At 65.9% G+C, this 20,282-nt stretch carries 18 protein-coding genes; 6 read left to right on the forward strand and 12 right to left on the reverse strand.

Features of this window, described 5'->3' with window-relative positions; all coding sequences use genetic code 11:
• Positions 1-4 precede the first annotated feature (4 nt).
• Complete coding sequence (locus ACE10W_RS40880; protein WP_060909762.1) at positions 5-628, reverse strand: helix-turn-helix transcriptional regulator; 624 nt, start codon at positions 626-628, stop codon at positions 5-7.
• Between the two features lie 341 nt (positions 629-969).
• Here ACE10W_RS40880 and ACE10W_RS40885 point away from each other — a divergent pair, with 341 nt between their 5' ends.
• From ACE10W_RS40885 to ACE10W_RS40895, 3 genes are all read left to right on the forward strand, one after another.
• Positions 970-2,133: a hypothetical protein gene (locus ACE10W_RS40885; RefSeq protein WP_110115752.1), complete on the forward strand. Its 1,164-nt coding sequence runs from the start codon at positions 970-972 to the stop codon at positions 2,131-2,133.
• Between the two features lie 334 nt (positions 2,134-2,467).
• Positions 2,468-2,893 carry a hypothetical protein gene (locus ACE10W_RS40890; RefSeq protein ID WP_304549575.1) on the forward strand — a complete coding sequence of 142 codons (426 nt, stop codon included), beginning with the start codon at positions 2,468-2,470 and terminating at the stop codon, positions 2,891-2,893.
• Between the two features lie 283 nt (positions 2,894-3,176).
• Positions 3,177-4,385 carry an EAL domain-containing protein gene (locus ACE10W_RS40895; RefSeq protein WP_028174835.1) on the forward strand — a complete coding sequence of 403 codons (1,209 nt, stop codon included), beginning with the start codon at positions 3,177-3,179 and terminating at the stop codon, positions 4,383-4,385.
• Between the two features lie 173 nt (positions 4,386-4,558).
• Here ACE10W_RS40895 and ACE10W_RS40900 read toward each other — a convergent pair whose 3' ends face one another.
• Positions 4,559-5,419: a DMT family transporter gene (locus tag ACE10W_RS40900; RefSeq protein WP_304549576.1), complete on the reverse strand. Its 861-nt coding sequence runs from the start codon at positions 5,417-5,419 to the stop codon at positions 4,559-4,561.
• Positions 5,420-5,581: 162 nt separating this feature from the next.
• Here ACE10W_RS40900 and ACE10W_RS40905 point away from each other — a divergent pair, with 162 nt between their 5' ends.
• Positions 5,582-6,940 (forward strand): PLP-dependent aminotransferase family protein, encoded by a 1,359-nt coding sequence (locus tag ACE10W_RS40905; protein ID WP_304549578.1) that lies wholly within the window; start codon positions 5,582-5,584, stop codon positions 6,938-6,940.
• A 105-nt stretch (positions 6,941-7,045) separates the two neighbouring features.
• On the opposite strand, the gene ACE10W_RS40910 is transcribed toward ACE10W_RS40905, so the two are convergent.
• On the reverse strand, positions 7,046-7,651 hold the full coding sequence (locus ACE10W_RS40910; protein WP_028174838.1) for a GDYXXLXY domain-containing protein: 606 nt from the start codon (positions 7,649-7,651) through the stop codon (positions 7,046-7,048).
• On the reverse strand, positions 7,648-8,919 hold the full coding sequence (locus ACE10W_RS40915; RefSeq protein WP_304549579.1) for a DUF2157 domain-containing protein: 1,272 nt from the start codon (positions 8,917-8,919) through the stop codon (positions 7,648-7,650). The genes ACE10W_RS40910 and ACE10W_RS40915 overlap by 4 nt, the downstream gene beginning before the upstream one ends.
• A 397-nt stretch (positions 8,920-9,316) precedes the next feature.
• Between ACE10W_RS40915 and ACE10W_RS40920 the strand changes: the two genes are divergently transcribed.
• Entirely contained in the window at positions 9,317-10,420 is a 1,104-nt protein-coding gene (locus ACE10W_RS40920; RefSeq protein ID WP_304549581.1) for a tripartite tricarboxylate transporter substrate binding protein, read from the forward strand.
• A 78-nt stretch (positions 10,421-10,498) separates the two neighbouring features.
• On the opposite strand, the gene ACE10W_RS40925 is transcribed toward ACE10W_RS40920, so the two are convergent.
• Positions 10,499-11,479 carry a tripartite tricarboxylate transporter substrate binding protein gene (locus ACE10W_RS40925; RefSeq protein WP_304549583.1) on the reverse strand — a complete coding sequence of 327 codons (981 nt, stop codon included), beginning with the start codon at positions 11,477-11,479 and terminating at the stop codon, positions 10,499-10,501.
• 79 nt (positions 11,480-11,558) lie between these two features.
• Positions 11,559-13,199, reverse strand: a complete 1,641-nt coding sequence (locus ACE10W_RS40930; RefSeq protein WP_162603452.1) for an FAD-dependent oxidoreductase — start codon at positions 13,197-13,199, stop codon at positions 11,559-11,561.
• Between the two features lie 117 nt (positions 13,200-13,316).
• On the opposite strand from ACE10W_RS40930, the gene ACE10W_RS40935 reads away from it, so the two are divergent.
• Entirely contained in the window at positions 13,317-14,210 is an 894-nt protein-coding gene (locus ACE10W_RS40935) for a LysR family transcriptional regulator (protein ID WP_011083242.1), read from the forward strand.
• Positions 14,211-14,231: 21 nt separating this feature from the next.
• On the opposite strand, the gene ACE10W_RS40940 is transcribed toward ACE10W_RS40935, so the two are convergent.
• The 6 genes from ACE10W_RS40940 to leuC are packed head-to-tail and all read right to left on the reverse strand — an operon-like array spanning position 14,232 to position 20,188.
• A complete protein-coding gene (locus ACE10W_RS40940) occupies positions 14,232-15,107 on the reverse strand; it encodes an ABC transporter permease (protein WP_011083243.1) in 876 nt (291 codons plus the stop codon).
• Entirely contained in the window at positions 15,104-15,889 is a 786-nt protein-coding gene (locus tag ACE10W_RS40945; protein ID WP_049832547.1) for an ABC transporter ATP-binding protein, read from the reverse strand. Before ACE10W_RS40945 ends, ACE10W_RS40940 begins: the two co-directional genes overlap by 4 nt.
• 44 nt (positions 15,890-15,933) lie before the next feature.
• Positions 15,934-16,983 carry an ABC transporter substrate-binding protein gene (locus ACE10W_RS40950; RefSeq protein ID WP_304549587.1) on the reverse strand — a complete coding sequence of 350 codons (1,050 nt, stop codon included), beginning with the start codon at positions 16,981-16,983 and terminating at the stop codon, positions 15,934-15,936.
• Entirely contained in the window at positions 16,983-18,122 is a 1,140-nt protein-coding gene (leuB, locus tag ACE10W_RS40955; RefSeq protein WP_304549588.1) for a 3-isopropylmalate dehydrogenase, read from the reverse strand. The genes ACE10W_RS40950 and leuB overlap by 1 nt, the downstream gene beginning before the upstream one ends.
• Entirely contained in the window at positions 18,119-18,754 is a 636-nt protein-coding gene (gene leuD, locus ACE10W_RS40960) for a 3-isopropylmalate dehydratase small subunit (protein ID WP_161532709.1), read from the reverse strand. The genes leuB and leuD overlap by 4 nt, the downstream gene beginning before the upstream one ends.
• Entirely contained in the window at positions 18,755-20,188 is a 1,434-nt protein-coding gene (gene leuC / locus ACE10W_RS40965) for a 3-isopropylmalate dehydratase large subunit (RefSeq protein WP_370205829.1), read from the reverse strand.
• Positions 20,189-20,282 lie beyond the last annotated feature (94 nt).

Consider the following 20,282-nt stretch of genomic DNA (forward strand, 5'->3'; position numbering starts at 1 on the left):
AACCTCAATCGATTGAATGCAGCAGCGCCGCGCGGACGAGGTCCGCGGTATTGCGCGCACCGAGCTTGCGCATCGCCTCGGCGCGATGGCTCTCAAACGTGCGCGGACTGATCTGCATCCGAAGCGCACCCTGCTTGTTCGAATAGCCCTCACTGATCAGCCGGAGCACCTCGCGCTCGCGCTTGGTCAGCCGCTTCTGACCCGACAGGCCCAGGAGTTCGGGACTCGGCACGCGCTGCGCCTGCGGCGCACGGGCGATCTTCGCTTCGGCGTCCTCGATCCGGGGCGGGATCGGCGAGTCAACCTTGTGGGGGCCGGCAAGCTGCTTGACCAGGCCGCAAACGCGCTCGGTCTGCGTCAGCGCATTCTCCACCACCCGCTGCAAATAGGCACGGTCGCCGGTAGCCGGCGCGAGCTGATCGCTGTGATGCTTGATCTCGCCCATGTAGAGCAGGAGCGCAGTCAGGGGGCCGTTGAGCTCGCGGGCGATGACAGCGGCCATTTCGTCTGCGGCCTTGGCGCGAGCGGCGTTCAGGCGGACGAAATCGAGCTCTTCAGCCGGAGCAGTGCTGCTTTCGTACCATTCCGACGGCCGCGAATCGGTAGCCGTATCGTTCTGTGACCCCATGTGACCTGTTTAGCGGAACCCGGGCCGATCTGTGGTTAACTTTTTGCTCCGTAAGACTACGGTAATTTTGGCAGTTTTGCGCTAAAATACCGGCGTCGGCACAATTTATGCTTGCGCGAAGCTTGCCTTGACCATGCAAGGGTTGAGAATTTCGCCCACTTCCTGGGCAGACGGGCCGAAGCCTCCTTAACCGCCGTCGCCCGGACGGTCCTCCGCCGCCCCCGGATTTTACGGATAAATTAACGGCGACTTGCTTCTCTAGAGCCCGATTGAGAGCGCGCAAATGCCTCCATGCATTGAGCCCGTAGGCTTGCTGGAATCGTTGCGGAAGATTGCGTGCCATGAACGAGATCGATCGGCTGACCGAATTCTTGCAGAGGCTGACGCCGCTGTCGCGCAGCTGTCTGCTCAGCGAGCTCGAACGGCTCGAGCTGTGCGGCATCGACATGCCGGGCTCGGCCGACGTCCAGGCCCGCCTGCGCGCCGAGTTTCGCAAGGACGGTTCGACCCAGGCGCGCGCCACCAGCCCCTCGCGCTATTTCTTCGCCCCGCTCGAGCTGCTGCTGATCGACGGCGCACCCGAGCATGCCAATATGGGGCGAATTTCGCGCAACACCCTCACCCCGATCTGGGAGTGGATCTGCCGCGATCTGCTGCCGACCATGGCGCGCGACTACATCAAGGCGATCAACGACCAGGTCGCCGCCAACAACCCGAAGGAAGTGCTGAAGGTCGCGTCGATCTTCCAAACCAAGGTCGTCAAGGTCCTCGAGAACACCCTCGCATCAGCGGAGAGCGCCGAGTTCGCCCGCGGCAAGCTCGCGCAATACACGGCTTCGCGCAGCGCCTTCGACGACGTGAAGAAGATGCAGCAGGTGCTGCGCGCCGGCGCCGCGCTGCCGAAGTTCAACGAAAAGCTGCCCGAGAAGATCGCGAAATTCGACGACGGCCAGGTTGCCCAGATCACCGCGCAGCTCGATGCCTTCAAGAAGGCTCATCCCGAGGCGCTGCCCTTCGCGCTGGCGCTGGTGGCGCGGCGGCTGAAGACGTCCTGGCAATTGGTGCGCCTCGCCACCAAGGCCGCCGCGAGCAAGAGCGCGGCCGACGTCGCTGCCGCGCCCTATGCCTGCGTCGTTGCCATGGTGCTCGACCGGCTCGACGACAAGCGCCTCGCGCTCAGGATCGCTCTCCGGCACAACCGGGTGCTGGTCGCCCGCGACCTGCTCGCCGAAATCTACGACACCGAATATGCGCTCAAGGTCCGCATCGACGGCATCGAACATTGCGAATGGGGCGTCCGGCTCCAGCAATTGATGGACGCGATCGCGGCGCTGGTGGCCGCCGAGGTAAGCCGCTTCCCGGCCAATGTCGGACACATTCTCGGCTCGCGCCGGCTACGCAGTCACGATACGCTCGGCGGCAAGCTGTCCTACCTGGCGTGGAAGGGACGCGATGCCGTGCAGGACGGCGCGGCGGCGTTTCGCAAATTGATCGGGCAGACCTGACCTCCGGCAGCGCGCTCAATGCGCGCGCGGCAGGCACAGGAAGCGATCGAGAAATCGCCCTGACAGCACGAACCTGAACCACCAATACAATATCCGCCGCGTCGTCATTGCTGCGATCCTCGACAGCCCACCACCGGCTGCCTGGAGCAATAGCGCAGGTGCAGCAAACCGCATGTGATCTGCTTCACACTTGCGCCGTCGCGGCCACGCATTGTCGCAGAACCGTCACGAGAAGAGGCGGAACATGCGCGCATCGCGCGAAAATGAATTCTTCGGCCGTAGCTGCCGCTCTTATCCTCCGATGCACGGCATGAGCATTGGGAAGGAATCCGCGATGAGATCGAACCGACGGACATTGACGATGGCGGCCCTGCTTACGGGCGCGCTGGCGCTCACATCGACGACGATGGCACAGACGTCGCCGCCGCAAGGCAATGCCGCGCCGACCGCCGACAACGCGGTGCTGCTCACCGTCTTCTTCAAGCACGACCAGTCCCGCCCGCTCAACGAGCTGAATGCGCAGCTCGATAGGCAGGGATTCCACAAGGCGTTTCCGCCGCCCGGAATCGAGGTCGTGAGCTGGTACGTGATGATGGGCATCGGCCAGGTGATCACGCTGCGCCTGCCGGCTTCGCGGCTGCGCGAGGTCAATCGCGTCATCGAGGATACCGCGTGGGGCTCGTACCGCACCGAGTTCTATCCGACCTATGACTACAAGGCGGTCGGCATGGCCCAGCACGACAAAGCCACAGCCAATTGAGGCGAGCGTTATTCAATTGGGCGACACGCGAACGGCTTCGTCCAATTGCAGGACACCGGTCTTGATCTCGCACCGGCCGCATCTTTCAAAAATCTCTCGCGATGACCGTGTCATGCGCCCGTCACGCACGGTCAGACGTAAAGACTCTTCGAAGAAGATCCGAACAATTTTAGGAATGATGAGGGCTTTAACGTTACCCAGATAATCCGACGATCGACTGAAGCCCTCCATATTTGAAACTGCTCCCATCGCTAACACCGTCGCGGAACGGGAGTGGTTTGCGATGAACGATCAAATTGTAGAACTCGCCGGCGGAAGGCCCAGAACCTTCGGACGGCGAAAGGTAACGCCGCGCGCTTGCGTCGCCGACGGCAAGCGCCATCTGCGTGCTTTCCTCGCCGAGGTGCTGGAGGATCTCGGCTTCGTCACGACCGAATGCGCCAGCGCGGAGGAGCTGCAAACCGTACTGACGCGCGAGCTGCCGGACCTGATCCTGCTCGGAATCGCCGCCGACGGCATCGAGCCCGGGACATTTCTGCAGACGCTGGTTCGCGAGGCATTCGACGGCAAGGTTCTCGCCGTCGGCGCCCGCGAGTCGATCATCGTCAGGGCCGTGCAGCAGGTCGGCGAGGAATATGGCCTTGCGATGCTGCCGCCGCTGACCACGCCCTTTGCCGCCGAGACGCTGCGCGAGCGCGTCGCGATGCTGCTGCCGGAGGAGCCGGCGCCGAGCCCGGCCGTGCATGTCGGCGAGGCCCTGCATGCCGGCTGGCTCGAGCTCTGGTATCAGCCCAAGATCGACGCGAGGACGCTGATCCGCAACGGCGCCGAGGCACTGGTGCGGATCCGCCACCCGACCTGGGGCGTGGTGCCGCCCGCCTATTTCATCCCCGAGGCGCACGATCCGCATCTGCGCGACCTGTCCGAATTCGTGATCGGGCGCGCCGTGCAGGACTGGCACTATCTGCTGGAGCACCAGAGCCCGGTCGATCTCTCGATCAACCTGCCGGCCTCGTATCTGAAGGAGCCGCAGGCCGTGCGCGATCTCTGCCGGCGCGTGCCGACGCATCCGGCCTTCGGCGGACTGACGATCGAGATCGACAGCGAGGAGGCGATCCGCGACCTCGATCACCTCGCCGAGGTGGCGCGCGAAGTGCGCCTGCACAATATCGGCCTGTCGATCGACAATCTCGGCGCCAACTGGCCGTCGCTGATGGACCGGGACAGGCTCCCCTTCATCAAGCTGAAGGCCGACCGGCACTTCGTCACCGGCAGCGGCAATGACCGCCTCAAGCGCACGGTGTGCCGCCACATCGTCGAGCTTGCGCAGGGCTACGGTGCGTGCGCGATCGCCGAAGGCGTCGAGAGCCGCGCCGACCTCGTCGCCGCGAACGAGCTCGGCTTCGACTTCGTGCAGGGCTTTCTGTTCGGCAAGCCGATGCCGCTGAAGAAGTTTGCCCGTTCGACGCTGACGAAGACGGTGATGGAGTGAGCGCGTTCGCGGCGATCACGCTCGCAAGCGTGCACTGTCGATTGCTTCGAAGCGCTTCCGGCGTGCCACGCGCGGGTGTCGTGATCCCGCGCGCGTTCGCCGTGATGCAAGACAATTCGGAGAACTACGCTGTTGCCGCGCGAACATCCGTCGGCTGCGGCAATGGGCTGTCGTCAGGCAAACCGCCGCGCGAAGAAGACGCAGACGACGACGAGCGCGGTCGCGGCGATCATGCCCCATGCGACCGGCTCATGCAGCAGGAAGCCGGCAAGCGCGAGACCGAAGAACGGCTGGAGCTGCTGCAACTGACCGACGCGCGCGATGCCGCCGATCGCAAGGCCGCGGTACCAGAAGATGAAGCCGACGAACATGCTGAAGATCGAGACGTAGGCGAGCCCGATCCAGGCCGGCGCACCGACGCCGCTCCATGTCGACGGCCAGGTCAGGATCGCGACCGGCACCATCAGCGGCACCGCAAGCAGCAGCGCCCAGGAGATCACCTGCCAGCCGCCGAGGCGGCGCGACAAAGCGGCGCCTTCGGCATAGCCGAGCCCGCACAGCACGATCGCGGCGACCATCAGCAAATCGCCGGCGAGTGACGCCGAGCCGTCGTTGGAGAGAGCAAAGCCGCCCACCGTGGCGCTGCCGAGGATCGCGAACAGCCAGAACAGCGGTCTTGGCCGCTCGCCGCCGCGCAGCACGGCGAAGATCGCGGTCGAGAGCGGCAAGAGGCCGATGAACACGATCGAATGCGCGGAGGTGATGTGCTGGAGCGCAAGCGCCGTCAGCAGGGGGAAGCCGACCACCACGCCGATCGAGACGATGGCGAGCGAGGCGAGATCCTTTCGCTGCGGCCGCGCCTGACGGAGCAGGCCGAGCACGGCCGCGCCTATCAGCGCGGCGATGACCGCGCGCGCCGACGTCAGGAACAGCGCGGAGAAGCCGCCGACCGCCACGCGCGTCGCCGGCAGCGAGCCGCTGAAGATGATGACGCCGAGAAGCCCGTTGCCCCAGCCGCTGCCCGCCGATTGCATGTCCGCCTCGCCTTCTTGGGCAGCGATACTCGGCCTTCACCGGTGGCAAGAACAGCCACAATCCAGTACAATCCGGCCAAACTGTATGGGTATGGAAGGCAGTACACCTTGGACAGCGGGGCGCTGACGAAGGGCCGGGGCGGCACCCGGACCGTTGATGTGATGAGCGCGATCCGCACCAAGGTCGCGGTCCGCGCGCTCGGTGCCGGCGACCGCCTGCCGTCGATCCGCAGCCTTGCCGCGACGATGGGTGTTTCGCCCTCCACCGTCGTCGAGGCCTATGATCGCCTCGCCGCCGAAGGCCTGATCCGCCCTCGTCGTGGCTCCGGCTTCTACGTCTCATCGACCGTCACGCCGCCCCTTGCGTTGACCGAGGTCGAGCCGCGCCGCGACCGGGAGGTCGATCCGTTCTGGGTTTCGCGGCAATCGCTCGATGCCGACGAAAGCGTGCTCAAACCCGGCTGCGGCTGGCTGCCGCCGGAGTGGATGCCGGAAGAGGCCCTGCGCCGCGCCGCTCGCGCGCTCGCCCGCACGGATGCGAGCGTATTGACCAATTACGGTTCGACATCCGGCTCCCTCGCCCTGCGCCGGCTGCTGCTGACGCGGCTCGCGGAAGACGCAATCGAGGCTTCGGCCGACCAGTTGATGCTGACGGGTTCAGGCACGCAGGCAACCGACTTGATCTGCCGCTTCCTGCTCCGTCCCGGCGACACGGTGCTGGTGGACGATCCGTGCTACTTCAATTTTCGCGCGCTGCTGCGAGCGCATCAGGCCAGGATCGTCAGCGTGCCCTACACGCCGTCGGGTCCGGATGTCGCGCGCTTCGAGCAGATTCTCGCCGGCGAGCGGCCACGGCTCTACATCACCAATTCAGCGCTGCACAATCCGACCGGCGCGACGCTCTCGCTCCAGACCGCGCACCGGCTGTTGACCGCGTCCGCGGCGCACGACCTCACCATCGTCGAGGACGACATTTTTGGCGACTTCGAGCCGGAGCGCTCGCCGCGCCTGGCCGCACTCGACGGCCTCAATCGCGTGATCCGCATCGGCAGCTTCTCCAAGACGCTGTCGGCCTCGGTGCGCTGCGGCTACATCGCAGGGCGCGCCGACTGGATCGAGCATCTCGTCGATCTCCAGGTCGCAACCAGTTTTGGCGGCCCGAGCCCGGTCGCGACCGACATCATCGCCAGGGTGTTGGCCGGCGGCAGCTATCGCAAGCACATGGACGAGCTCAGGCAAAGGCTCACGCGCGCCCGGCGCGAGGTGGCACGCAAGCTCCAGGCGCTCGGCATCGAGCCCTGGCTGATGCCGCGCGGCGGCTTCTTCCTCTGGTGCCGTCTCCCGGATGGACAGGATGCCATCGCCGTTGCGCGCGCCGCGCTCGAAGAGGATGTCGTGCTCGCACCGGGCAACGTCTTCAGCGTGTCGCAGACGGCATCGCGCTTCATGCGGTTCAACGTGGCGCAGATGAGCGATCCGCGGATGTGGGACGTGATGCGACGAGCGTTGAAGGCCAAATGATCGGCGCCTAGGACGCTGGTTTGAGGTCGAGCCGAGTTCGGCCGACAGCGATGCTCTCTCCGTTCCCTCCGTTGGGGGAGCAGGCGAGTCTCATCTCATCGGGTCCTAGTACAACGGCTCCTCGTACACCGGCTCGCCGTCGAGCAGCAGGCGCTTGATCGCGGCGCGGCCTGAGGGCAGCACGGCGGCGACGACCCGCAGCTTCTGCTGGTTGCGGGCCTGCTCGAGCTTCTTGCCCTCGCCTTCGGGCACGAAATAACTTTCGAGACCGTATTTGATTGTGAGCTTGTCGCAGAAGGTGCGGCCGGGCGAACCGCAGGAATAGGGGACACGGCCGCGGATCAGCACTTCGGCCGCCGTGACCGCGACAGGCTCGGCGTGAACCGAGACGGCCTCGTAAAGCCCGTTGGCATTGGGCGCGAGCTTGACGAACACAACGGAATTGCGCTCGGCCGCCGGCTTGCCGGCAAGCGCGCCGGCCGGCAGTTGCGAGATGTCGTAGCGGAGCACGACATAGTCGCCGCGCAAGAGATCGCGGGGATCGACTGGCTGCGTCTGCAAGGTCACCTCACGGCCTTCGCGCAGGATCTGCATGCGATCGGCGACCATCAGGACCAGCAGCACGCATTGGACCAGGACGGCGACACCGAATAGCACAGCTTTCGGGATGCGCTGCCAGAGCCTGATGACGGAAGCGACCAGTTCCATCATCGCCCCGCCCTCGGCAGTGCGCGATTGAGCGCGGTTGCAAATGCGACGGCAACGACGCCGGCCGCCGCAAGGAAGGCCGAGCGGCGCAGCAGCGAGCCCTTCACCGCCCAGGTGATGCCGGCGATGACGCCGGCGATCCCGAGCCAGCCGGCCACGATCCGCGGACGCACATCATCGAGCATGCCGGAGACGACGAGGCTGAGCATGGCGCAGAGCAGCGCAGCGTAGGCGAACCAGGGCTCTCCGGCGGTGGATACCGGCCACAGCGGAGCTGCGAGCAGGGCGAGCCCGATTGAACATCCTGCAAGGATTTCACCTGCGCGCTTGGTGATCCCGGCGGACGCGAGAGCGAGGATCACACCCGCAGCCCCGCACAGGATCGCCCAAAGCGGCTGGGCTGGCGCACTGCCGGTCCGAAAGCGAATGATATCGTCGACCGTCGTCACCTCCAGGAACGCGACCACGGCCAGCGAAAACGCCCCGTAAATCGATAGAACGGTCCCGAGACGAAGCGCTCTCGGCGGCGGCGCTGCGGCGATCGCGAGCCCGGCGCCGAACAGCAAGGCGGCGCCGTTCGCGAGCACGAATGACGGCTGAGCACCATCGAATTCGAAGCGAAGCGACGTCGCGATCCACCACGGCAGCACCGCGATCGCGACGAGGTGGGCCGCGACGCGGGAATTCCACGCAAACGCAAGAGCGGCGGCGAGGAGCCACACCGCCACGAACGGAAGATGCAGCGCGTCCGGCGCGTCGTAAGTCCGCATGCAGGTCCAGATGCAGGCGGCCACGAGGGCGACCGCAAGCGCGCCGCGCGATTCGGTCAGCAGCGCCGCTGCGAACGCGCCGATCGACCACAGCAGCATGCCGCCGGCAAAATCCTCGCCGAGATGGTACATCTGACCGACCAGGGCAATACCCGCGCCGAAGATGACCGCGCCGATGCTCGCGCAGAGATCGGCAAGAATCGTGCGCCCCTTCGCCGCGAACCACGCCCCAAGGCCCCCTGCGACGACCATGCCGGCAAGCAGGATTCCGAACCGCAGCAGCCGCGCGATCTCCGTCCAGTGCGCCGCGACGAAGGCGAGGAAAGCTGCTGCGATCAACAGGCCGCCAACGATGCCGACGACCACCGCGATGTTGACGCCGGGCGACAACGGCGGCAGCGCATTGCGGATCGAGACGGCGGCCGCTGGCGCGATCACGCCGTCCGCTTCCCATTGCGCCAGATCAGCTTCGAGGCGCTGCCGGTAGGTTTTGTCGAACATCGTCGTGAATCACCTCGCTCCCAGCCGGCCGGCGGGCTGCTGTTGGTCGGGCCGCGACGGTAGCAGGTTCAACCCGTCACTGCTGCGGTTGCGGCACACCGGGTTGTGGATTGCTGCGCAGTCAGCCGACAAGGCTCCGTTCGCGGATCGCCTGCGCACCCGCGAGAATGCCGCGCTGGAGCGCGCGTGCGGCCGGCGACAGATCGCGGCCGATGCGCCAGGAAGCTGCCCTCGCGGACGGTGCTGACAAACGGTCCCATAGCCTGAAGGCGATCTATCTTTTCATATTCTGCAAAAGAGATGCTCGGACTGCGCCAATGGTTTGAAGAGACTCAAGGCTGTAGCCTTCGGTCAACATGGCCGTAAACGGCCACGCTGCAACGGGGGGACTGCATCCATGGAATTCTTGGCGCAGCAGCGCGGCTATCATCAGACCTCGCGACAGGTGATCAACAACGTGGTCGAGCAGACCGGCGCGCGCAGCGGCCTGAGCGGTCGCCCCGTCGGGACGGTGAGGAGAGCGCTCCTGTGTCTCGTCGCCGCGACGACGCTGGCGCTCCAGGCCGGCGCCGCGGGGGCCCAGACGGCCGCGGAATCCTGGCCGGACCGCGCGATCACCTGGGTGGTGCCGTTCGGGGCTGGCGGCGTCACCGACCTCGTCTCGCGCAAGATCGCGGAGCTGCTGCGGACGCGGCTTGGGCAGCCGGTGGTGGTGGAGAACCGACCCGGCGCTGGCGGGACCATCGGGACAGAGTTCGTTGCCCGGGCCCAACCCGACGGCTACACCGTGCTCTACGCCTCCGGCGGGCCTATGACGATCCAGCCGAACCTGGGGCTGGCGAAGCTCAACTACGACCCGCTCAAGAGCTATATCCATGTCCGCGGCGTGAGCTCGGCAAACCAGATCCTCGTCGCAACCTCGGCAGCGCCCTACAGCACGCTGGCTGAGTTCGTCGCCTACGCGAAGACCAACCCGGGCAAGGTCAACTTCGGCTCCCCCGGCCCCGGCACCGCCCAGCACCTCGCCGGCGAGATGTTCCAGGCGGCCGCCGGCATCAAGCTGACCCATGTGCCCTACAAGTCGGGCTCGAGCCAGATGACCGACATGATGTCGGGCATCCTGGACGTCTCCTTCGACTACCTCACCGTGCTCAGGCCGCTGATCGACACCGGCAAGGTCAAGGTGCTCGGCACCACCGGCACGGCGCGGCTGGCCGCGTTGCCCGACGCGCCGACGGTGCTCGAGGCCGGCTACCCGGACGCCGTCAGTGTCGGTTCGACCTGGGTCTCGGTCCCGGCCGGGACCGACCCGAGAATCGTGGGCAAGCTCTCTGAGGCGCTGGCCGCGGTGCTCGCCGACCCCGGCATCGTCGCGGACCTCGCCACCAACGGCCAAGTGTCGATTGCCGACAAGGGGTCGGCCGAGATGGGACCGTTCATCGTCGAGGAGACCGCACGCTACAAGCGGGTGATCGAGAGCGCGGGCATCGCCGCGCATTAGCTCAGGCGCACGGTTGCGGGCATCGCACACTCGAGGGAGCGGCCGTCGGCGTGGCGCCGACCGATCGTGATGCCAGTTCTAGTTCGCCTTGATGCCAGCTTCGCTGATGAGCTTGCCCCATTTCGCGCTTTCGCTTTGAATGAAGCGGCCGAACTGCTCCGGCGACATTGGCGCGGGCTCTGCGCCGAGGGTCCTGATCTTCTCGGCCACCGAGGGGTCCTTCAGGGCTTTCGTGAAAGCCTCGTTCAGCCTGGCGACGATGTCGGCGGGCGTGCCGGCCGGCGCAACCAGCCCGAACCAGCCGACGGATTCGAAACCCGCAATGCCGCTCTCGGCCAGCGTCGGCACATCCGGCAGGGATGCAAGGCGGCGCGCTGAGGAGACGCCGATCGCGTTGAGCTTGCCCTCGAGGATCAGTTGCTTCGATGCGGGAATATCCAGCACCGCGAAGGGGACATGTCCTGCGAGGACGTCGACCGTCGCGGGCGCGGTCCCGCGATACGGGACCAGCTCCATGGCGATCCCGGTCCTCTGCGTGAACAGCGCGGCCGTCAGATGCATGGCCGTCGAATTGCCGCCATGTCCGATCGACAGCGTACCCGGCTTTGCCCTGGCGAGCGCCACCGTCTCCGCCGGGTTGTGCGCAGGTATGTTCGCGGAGGCAACGAGCACGAAGGGAATTTCCGCAAGCAGCGTGATCGGCGCGAGATCCTTCAGCTCGAACGGCATCGACGAATTGAGATGCGGGTTCACCGTCAGCGCGCCCGCCGGCGCGACGCCGAGCGTGTAGCCGTCGGGCTTGGCCTGCGCGACCGCGGCCATGCCGATATTGCCGCCGGCGCCGGCGCGATTCTCGATCACCAGGCTCTGCTTGAGCTCGGCGGTGACCAACGGCTCGAGCGCACGGATCACGGTGTCGGCGCTGCCGCCGGGCGGGAAGGTCACGATGATCTTGATCAATTGCTCCGGATAGGCGGCCTTGCCCGCCGTCAGCGGCAGCACGGCGAAAGTCGCGGCCGTCAGCACGGCCAGAATGCGGCGCCCTGCAACGTGAAACACGTTCCCCTCCTCGGTACGTTCTTGTTTGTGAACCACGACCGGGCGGCCCGCGCCGCCAGACCGTCCGCTTCAAGTTGCCTTACGCCGCAGCGCCGGTGATGCGCGCCAGCAAGCCTTGTGGATCCGCGGGCGCGACCTGCCCGCGCCAGGCGATGTGCTGGTCGGGCCGCGCCAGCACCAGCTTCTCGGCATAGGTGCCGTTCGCCTCATCGGGCGCGATGTCGACCAGCGCGAGCGGGATGCCGCGCTCCCTTGCGGCGGATTGCAGCCGCGCCACATCGATCGCCGGGTCGAACCGCAACAAGGTGTAGCCGGCTCCGAATGCATCGTAGAGCGATCGTCCGTCGCGCAGGAACAGATGCGGCGCGCGGGCGCCCGGCACAGTGGAGGGCGTGAAGCTGCCCATCGCGTAAGCCGGCGGCGTTTCGCCGTCATAGGCAATGATCGGCGAGGCATCGTAGTAGTAGCCGAAATTGAGACCCGCGCAGCAATATTGCTGCACGTTGAGATCGTAAGCCGCCCTGGCCAGCGTTGCGCGCGCCGCCTGGCCGCGCGGCGTGTCGTCCTCGATCTCCGCGGACACGCCGCCGCGCTGCGCCATCATCTTCATCGCGTGGTCCATCGCGAAGCGCGACACCTGCTCGGTGATGGGCTGACGCTCCGCTTCATATGCGTCGAGGATCGAAGCCGGCGCCCACCCGTTCAGATGCGCCGCCAATTGCCAGCAGAGATCGACAGCGTCGGCAATGCCCGCATTCATGCCGTAGCCGGCATAGGGCATCCACAGATGCGCGGCGTCGCCACAGATGAAGACCCTGCGGTCGCGGAAGCGATCGGCCACGAGGCGACGCCCGACCCAATCCTCCTTGCTGAGGACGCGGTATTCGAAGCGCTCGTCGACGCCGAGGATGGCGCGGATCGCCCAGTCGCGATCGACCGAATCGAACTCGGGCTCGTCGGGCTTCAGATGATTGTGGATCAGCCAGCGGTCGTGGCCGTCGATCGCAACCGTCGTGCCCGAGCGTCGCGGGTTGAGCGAGAGCACCATCCAGGCCGGCTTGTGCGCGCCCATCAGCTCCTTGAGCTGCGGGGCTTCGATGAAGGTCGATTGCACGCGCTGGATCACCGGCGTGCCGGAGAGGCTCGCGCCGATCGATTTGCGAACCAGGGAACGGCTGCCGTCACAGCCGATCACGAAGGACGCTTCGATGCGAAGCGAGCTCCCGCTGTCGAGGTCGCGCGCCAGTGCGACCACATGGTCGTCGCCCTGTTCGATGTCAGTGATTTCCGTGCGCGCCAGAATGGTGATGCGCGCTTGAGCGGCCGCATGGCTGAACAGGATCGGCTCGAGGTAGACTTGGTTGATCCGGTGCGGCGGCTCGGGCGTCGGCCACCAGGTGTCGGGACCGCCGGTTGCGCTGTAACGGCGCGCGCGGGAGGGAATGTCGATGCGGCACAGCTCGATGCCGGTCGCCGTGGTCCGATAGGAGCAATCGTTCGGGAAGTCCGCCGGCAGGCCTGCGTCGCGCAGCTTTGCGGCGACGCCGAGCCGGCGGAAGACTTCCATCGAGCGCGCCGAGACGTGATTGCATTTGACGCTGGGCGGATCGCCGGCATGGCGGATCTCCGCGACGACGACGTCGATCCCGCGCGAGGCCAGATCCATCGCCGCGGTCAGTCCCACGGGCCCGGCGCCCACGACCAGCACCTGTGTCCTCATGCTCGTCTCCGCTCCCCTTGCCGTACGGCGGATTCTCCGACCGCGCGGCATGCATTTTATTGCAGGCTCGCTTATGAGATAAGCCAGAAAGAACTCATCAATTCATGAGCCCTGCCTATGAATGTCACCTTGCGCCAATTGCGGGCCTTCACCGGCGTCTATCGCACCCGCAGCATCACGCGGGCCGCGCGCGAGCTCGGGATCACGCAGTCGGCGGCGAGCCTGTTGATCCAGCAGCTCGAAACCCAGCTCGGCGTCAAACTGTTCGATCGCTCCACGCGTTCGGTGCAGCCGACCTTGGCGGCCGACGAGGCGTTCCATTCCGCCGAACGGATGCTGGGCGATGCGCTGGGCCTGTCACGGCGCATGCGCGACCTCGCGCAAGCGCGCGCCGGCCGCGTCGCGTTTCTGGCATCGGCCGGCGCCGCCTCGGCGCTGCTGCCCCTGGTGCTGGCGAAATTCCGTGCGGCCCATCCCGACATCGAGATCGACATGCGGGATGTCGCCGCCGACGATCTCGTTCCGCGCCTGATCGCAACCGACGCGGAGTTCGCCATCGGCAGCGTGGAAGGTGAATTCGCGGAGATGACGATCGAGACGCTGACCCGCGGGCGCCTGAGCGCGATTGGCCGGAGCACAGCCGACTTCGCCGCGCGGCGCGCGCTGACATGGGACGAACTGGCACAGCTCCCGACGATCGCGATGCGGCGCGAGACGCGGATCCGCATGCAGATCGATCAGGCGCTCGGCGCGCAGGGCAAGCACCTCAATCCAACCTATGAGGTGACGCTGATCAACACCGCGCTCGCTATGACCGCGCAGGGCCTCGGCCTCGCCATTCTCCCCGCGACGATGCTGCCGGCCGATCAGTTCCCGACGCTGATCGCAAGACCGCTGATCCGCCCGGCCATCACCCGGCCGGTGTCGCTGCTGCAGCGTCAGGGCCGGACGCTGTCGCCGGCCGCGCAGGCGTTCGTGGCGATGGCGCGGACGGTGCTGGCGGGTCCGTAATCAATGTAACCCCTGCTCGGGCTACTCCGCCAGATTGTGCTGCTGCCAGCGCAGCAGATAGGCCTGCAATCGCCAGATCAGCGCGGACAGCGCAACGCCGACCAGCATCAGCACGATGACGGCGACCATCATGCCCGAGGCCTCCGCGCGCGCTTCGGACTCGATGATCAGGCGTCCGATTCCGCGTTCGGCGCCGATGAACTCGCCGACGATCACGCCGATCAGGGCGAAGGAGATCGCAGGCGTCAGCGAGGCGAAGACCCAGGCCATGGTCGATGGGATGACCACCGTGCGGGTGATCTGCCACTCGCTGGCGCCGAGCAGCCGCGCCGCGTTGACAAAGCCCTCGTCGATCGATCGTGCGCCTTCGAACGTGTTGAAGAAGACGAGGAAGACGACCACGATCCACGACGTCACGACCTTCGAGGTATCGCCGATGCCGAAGGCCAGCACGATGATCGGGGCCAGCGCGATGCGCGGGATCGAATTCACCGCGGTGATGAAAGGCTGGAAAATGGCGCTCAGTCGGTCCGAGCGGCCCAGCACGAGGCCCGCGGCAAAGCCGCTGCTGACGCCGGTCGCGAAGCCGAAGAAGGTGTTCTTCAGGGTGACGGCGGTCGCGATCCAGAGATTGTTCTCGGATCGCGCCATGCAGCGGGCGAATTCGCCATTGAACCAGCCGTTGAACACGCCGAGCTTGGACTTGAGACAGCTCAGGATCAGGAAATGCTCGAAGATGTCCGAGGGTCTTGACACGAAGTAGGGGTCGAGCAGATCAGGCACCAGCCAGGGAAGCCGGCCGTGCAGATCGTAACCCCATTGCCAGATCGACAGGAAGCAGGCGCAGATCGCCATTTGCCAGGCCAGGGTCCTGCCGGCGTTGCGCGCGCGTCTCATGGCTTGCGGCCCTTGATGAACTCTTCGCCGAGCGAGTGCCAGATCAGCTGGAACAGCTCGGCATAACGCGGCGTCTCCCGGATCTTCACCGCATTGCGTGGGCGGGCAAAATCCACATCGAAACTCTCCTTGATCCGGCCGGGCCGCGCGGAGAACAGAATGATGCGGTCTGCCAGCGTCAGGGCTTCGCCGAGATCATGGGTCACGAACAGCACGGTCTGCTGCTCGCGTTCCCAGATGCGAAGCAGCACGTCGTGCATGTCGATCTTGGTGTGGGTGTCGAGCGCGCCGAACGGCTCGTCCATCAGCAGGACCTGCGGCTCAACGACCAGCGTTCGCATCAAGGCGGCGCGCTGGCGCATGCCGCCCGACAATGCAGAAGGGTAGGCGTTGCCAAAGCCCTCCAGCCCGGCCTGCACCAGGCAGGCACGGACACGCTCCTTTCGCTCCGCCACCGGGACGCCCGCCAGCTCCAGGCCGTAGCCGATGTTGTCGGCGACTGTCCGCCAGGGAAACAGCGTATCGCGCTGGAACACGTAGCCGACGTCAGACGTCGCCCGTCCGGGGACAACAGGCGTTCCGTCGATCAGAATCTGACCGCTGGTCGGCTTGACCAGTGTCGCTATCATGTTGAGGACGGTGCTCTTGCCGGAGCCGGATGGCCCCAGCAGGGCGACGAATTCGCCGCGCCGGACATTGAAGGAGACGTCGCGCACCGCCTCGATGGCGGTGCCCGCCAGCTGGAAAGTCTTGCACAATCCGCGCACGTCGATGCGCCGCATCTCAGGCGGCGCGTCGGCGTGCGGCGCATGTAAGGCCTGCACGCTCAAGCCGGATAGGCCTTGCGTGCCGCTTCGATGAAGCTGGTGGTGACGACGTCGGCCATGGCGAGCGGCTTGATCCCGGTCATTTCACGGAACCAGACCTTCTGCCCGCGTGCAAAACTCTCCGCATCGATGACGCATTCGTAGTCGGTGACCTTCTTCATGATCCCAATGTCGAAAACATTCGCATCGCGCGACGTGCTCCCGACATAAGGCTCGATCGCATCGTAGATCTCTTCGGGGGAGTGCCCCTTGATCCACTGGGTCGCGCGCCACAGCGCCGTGACGAACGCCTGCATCTTCTGCGGGTCCTTGTCGATGGTCGACTGCAAGGTGAAATGAGACGTCACCGGGACCTTGCCGCCGATATACTTGGCCCAGACCGCCTCGTCGGTTCCGTCGAACAACAGCGCGCCCCAGCCCTGCTCGATCGAATCCTTCAGGATCGACGGCGAGTTGATGAGGACATCGACCTGTTTCGTTTTCAACGTCCCCATCATGGTGTCGACATTGCCGGTGCCGATCCAGGTCACCTTGTCGTCGAGCCCCATGGTTTCCATGTAATAGGAGGCCCAGACGTGGTTGGTGCCGCCAAGCGACGACACCGCAACGATCGGCTTGCGTCCGTCAGGCCGCTTCCACTTCGCCAGCGCCTCCAGCGTGGTGATGCCCTGATCGAACAGATCCTTGCGGATGATGAAGATCGCGGCGTTGCTGCGGGTATCGACCGGCATCAGCACGCGCGCGCTGCGGCCGTGATTGCTGAGCTGCATCGGGTGGGTGATGTCGCCGATGCCGATATCTCCCTGGGACGAAGCAATGATCTCACGGGTCTTCACGCCGCTGCCGCCCTGGATCAGCTTGCAGTCGAGGCCGGCCTCCCTGAAGAACCCGGCACGGTCGGCGACGAATTGGGACTGATACACCGGAATGGCCACCGGGTAGATCACGCGGCCCGACGGGGTATCCGCCCACGCCCGCCCCGCCGCCATGGAGACACCGGCGCCGGCGACAATCGTCAGCGCCGACCGTCTTGTGACCCAAGTTCTCATCACGCGTGCTCCCTCTCCTTGCCGACCACCTTGTCGAGCGCGTTCAGCACCGCATCGCCCATCTCCTGGGTCGAAAGTCTTTTTGCGCCGGGTTCGGCGATATCGGCCGTTCTTGCGCCGGCGGCCAGGGCCGTATCCACGGCCTTCTCCAGCAGCGCGGCATCTTCAGGCCGATGGAGGGTAATGCGCAACATCATTGCGACGCTGAGGATCGAGCCAAGTGGATTGGCGATGCCCTTGCCCGCAATGTCAGGCGCGCTGCCGTGAACCGGCTCATAGAGCGCCTTGCGACGTCCGAGCCGGTCCGGCGGCCCGAGCGAGACCGACGGCAGCATGCCGAGCGAGCCCGACGCCATCGCCGCGCAATCGGAGAGAATGTCTCCGAAGATATTGCAGGTCACCATGACGTCGAATTGCGAGGGTGCCCGCACGATCTGCATCGCGGCGTTGTCGACATAGAGATGCGTCAGCTCGACATCGGAAAACTCCGCTTCATGCAGCGCGGTGACCTCCTCGCGCCACAGCACACTGGTCTCAAGCACATTGGCCTTGTCGACGGAGCAGACCCGGCCCTTGCGCGTCCGTGCCAGCTCGAACGCGGTTCGCGCCACCCGGCGGATCTGGCTGGTGGTGTATTGCTGGGTGTTGAAGCCGCGGCGCTGGCCATCGGGCAGCGTTTCGATGCCGCGCGGCTCGCCGAAATAGATGCCGCTGGTGAGCTCGCGGATGATGATGAAGTCGACGTCCTTCAGCACCGCGGCCTTGAGCGGCGCGGAGTCCGCCAGCGCCGGATTGGCGACGATGGGCCGGAGATTGGCATAGAGGTCGTATTTGCTGCGCAGCGACAAGAGGCTTCCCGCCTTGCGCGCGGCCGGAGGGACCTCCGTCGTCTCCGGGCCACCGGTCGCGCCCCAGAGGATCGCGTCGGCCTCCTCCATCGCCTCGACGGTGTCATCCGGCAGCACCTTGCCTGTCGCGAGATACGGGATCAGACCGTATTGCGCTTCGCGCAGAATCACCGGAGCGCCGCGCCGGTCCGAGAACCATTTGAGAATGCGATGGGACTGATCGGTCACTTCCGGACCGATGCCTTCACCACCGACCACGGCCACCTTGATCGTGTTCGAGAGCGTGTTCATGCCTGATGTCCTGCAAAGTGAATCCACGGCCGCGCGGTGCGGTCGGATGCCTGGAATCCGCGGATCTCTTGGTCGCGCCGCAAGGTCAGCGAAATTTCGTCGAGGCCTTCGAGCAGGCCCGCACGTCTGCGCGGATCAATCTCGAAGACGTGCCTTAACCCCGATGGCGAGGTGACCGTCTGCTCCTGCAGATCGACCGTGAGGCGTCCCGCGCCCTGGCTCGCTTCGATGTCGGCGGCGAGGCTGTCGATGATGGCCTTGTCCAGCACCACCGGCAGGATGCCGTTCTGGAAACAGTTGGCGAAGAAAATGTCGCCGAAGCCGGATCCGATGATGGCGCGGATACCCATCTCCTGCAGCGACCACACCGCCGCCTCGCGCGATGAGCCGCAGCCGAAATTCGGACCCGTGACCAAAATTTCCGCCGCGCGATACGGCTCGCGATTGAGGATGAACTCCGGATTGTCCGAGCCATCAGGCAGATAGCGGAGCGAGCCGAACGCCCATTTGCCGAGATTGCCGCGGACGGAATTTCCGATCATGCGATTGATGCTGATGATGACGTCCGTATCGACATTGGTGCGCATGATCGGCGCGGCAATCGCGGTCAACTTGGTAAAGGGCTCCGCCATCTAGCGCTCCATGGTTCGGACATCGGCGATGGCGCCGGAGACCGCCGCCGCCGCGGCCATGGCCGGGCTCGCCAGGTGGGTGCGGGCACGCGGCCCTTGCCGGCCGATGAAATTCCGGTTCGACGTCGAGACCGAGCGCTGGCCGGGCGGCACGGTTTCGCCGTTCGCGGCGAGGCACATCGAGCATCCGGGCTCACGCCATTCGAAGCCCGCGTCGATGAAGATCTTGTCGAGCCCCTCGGCCACCGCATCGCGCTTGACGGTCTCCGAACCCGGCACGACCCAGGCGCGCACGCCGGGCGCGACCCTGCGGCCGCGCGCGACCTCGGCCGCGGCGCGCAGATCGCTGAGACGGCTGTTGGTGCAGGAGCCGATGAAGACCCAATCGACCGGCGTGCCGGCGATCGGCGCGCCCGGCGTCAGGCCCATATAGTCGAGCGCGATCTCGATCGCGCCGCGGCGCGCCGGATCGGCAATGTCCCGGGGATCCGGGATGCGGCCATCGACACCGAGGACATGTTCGGGACTGGTGCCCCAGGTGATCTGCGGGATGATGGTTGCGACATCGATCGACACCTCGCGATCGAACATTGCGTCGCTGTCGCTCCGAAGCGTCCGCCACGCCGTGACGGCCCGCTCCCACATCTCGCCTTGCGGCGCGTAGGGACGTCCCCGGACATAATCGAACGTCGTCTGGTCCGGCGCGATCAGCCCCATCTTGGCACCGAGTTCGACCGACAGATTGCAGATGGTGAGCCGCCCTTCGATCGGCATGTCCCTGATCGCGCTGCCGGCGTACTCGACCGCATAGCCGGTGCCGCCGGCGGCGCCGGCATGGCCGATCAAAGCGAGGATGAGATCTTTCGCCGTGACACCGAACGGCATGCGGCCGTCGAACGTCACGCGCATGGTTTTCGGCCGGCGCTGGATGATAGTCTGGGTCGCCAGCACATGCGTGAGCTCGCTGGAGCCGATGCCGAAGGCAAGCGCGCCGAGCCCGCCATGGGTGCAGGTGTGGCTGTCGCCGCAGACGATCAGGCAGCCGGGCAGGCTGAGACCGAGCTCCGGCCCGATGACATGGACGATGCCCTGCCCCGGCTGGTCGATGTCGAACAGCCGGATGCCGCTGGCGGATGTCTCGGTCCGCAACGCCGCCAGCAGCTCCTGCCCGGTCGTGATCGTGCCTGCGCGCCCGGACGCCGTGGAAATCGCATGATCGGGCGTGGCAAAAGTCAGCTCGGGATTGTGGACCGGGAGGTTGCGGCTCTTGAGGTCGATCAGCCCGCGGGAGCCGCCGAGATCGTGCAGCAGATGACGATCCACATGAAGCAGATCGGTGTCATCGCTGACATGGGCGATGACATGCTGGTCCCAGATTTTGGCCAGCAGCGTGCGACCACGCGTGTCCACGATCCGTCCTCCCCTGATCGGCATCTGACGTGCCGTAGTGCCGCCGATCATGCCGACCGAGGGCAATCCTGGGAAGCAGGATAGAAGCGCGTCCCGCAAATGTGCAGTGACGGTTTGG

It is taken from the genome of Bradyrhizobium sp. B025 (assembly GCF_042257955.1).
In the GTDB taxonomy this organism is placed as follows: domain Bacteria; phylum Pseudomonadota; class Alphaproteobacteria; order Rhizobiales; family Xanthobacteraceae; genus Bradyrhizobium; species Bradyrhizobium diazoefficiens.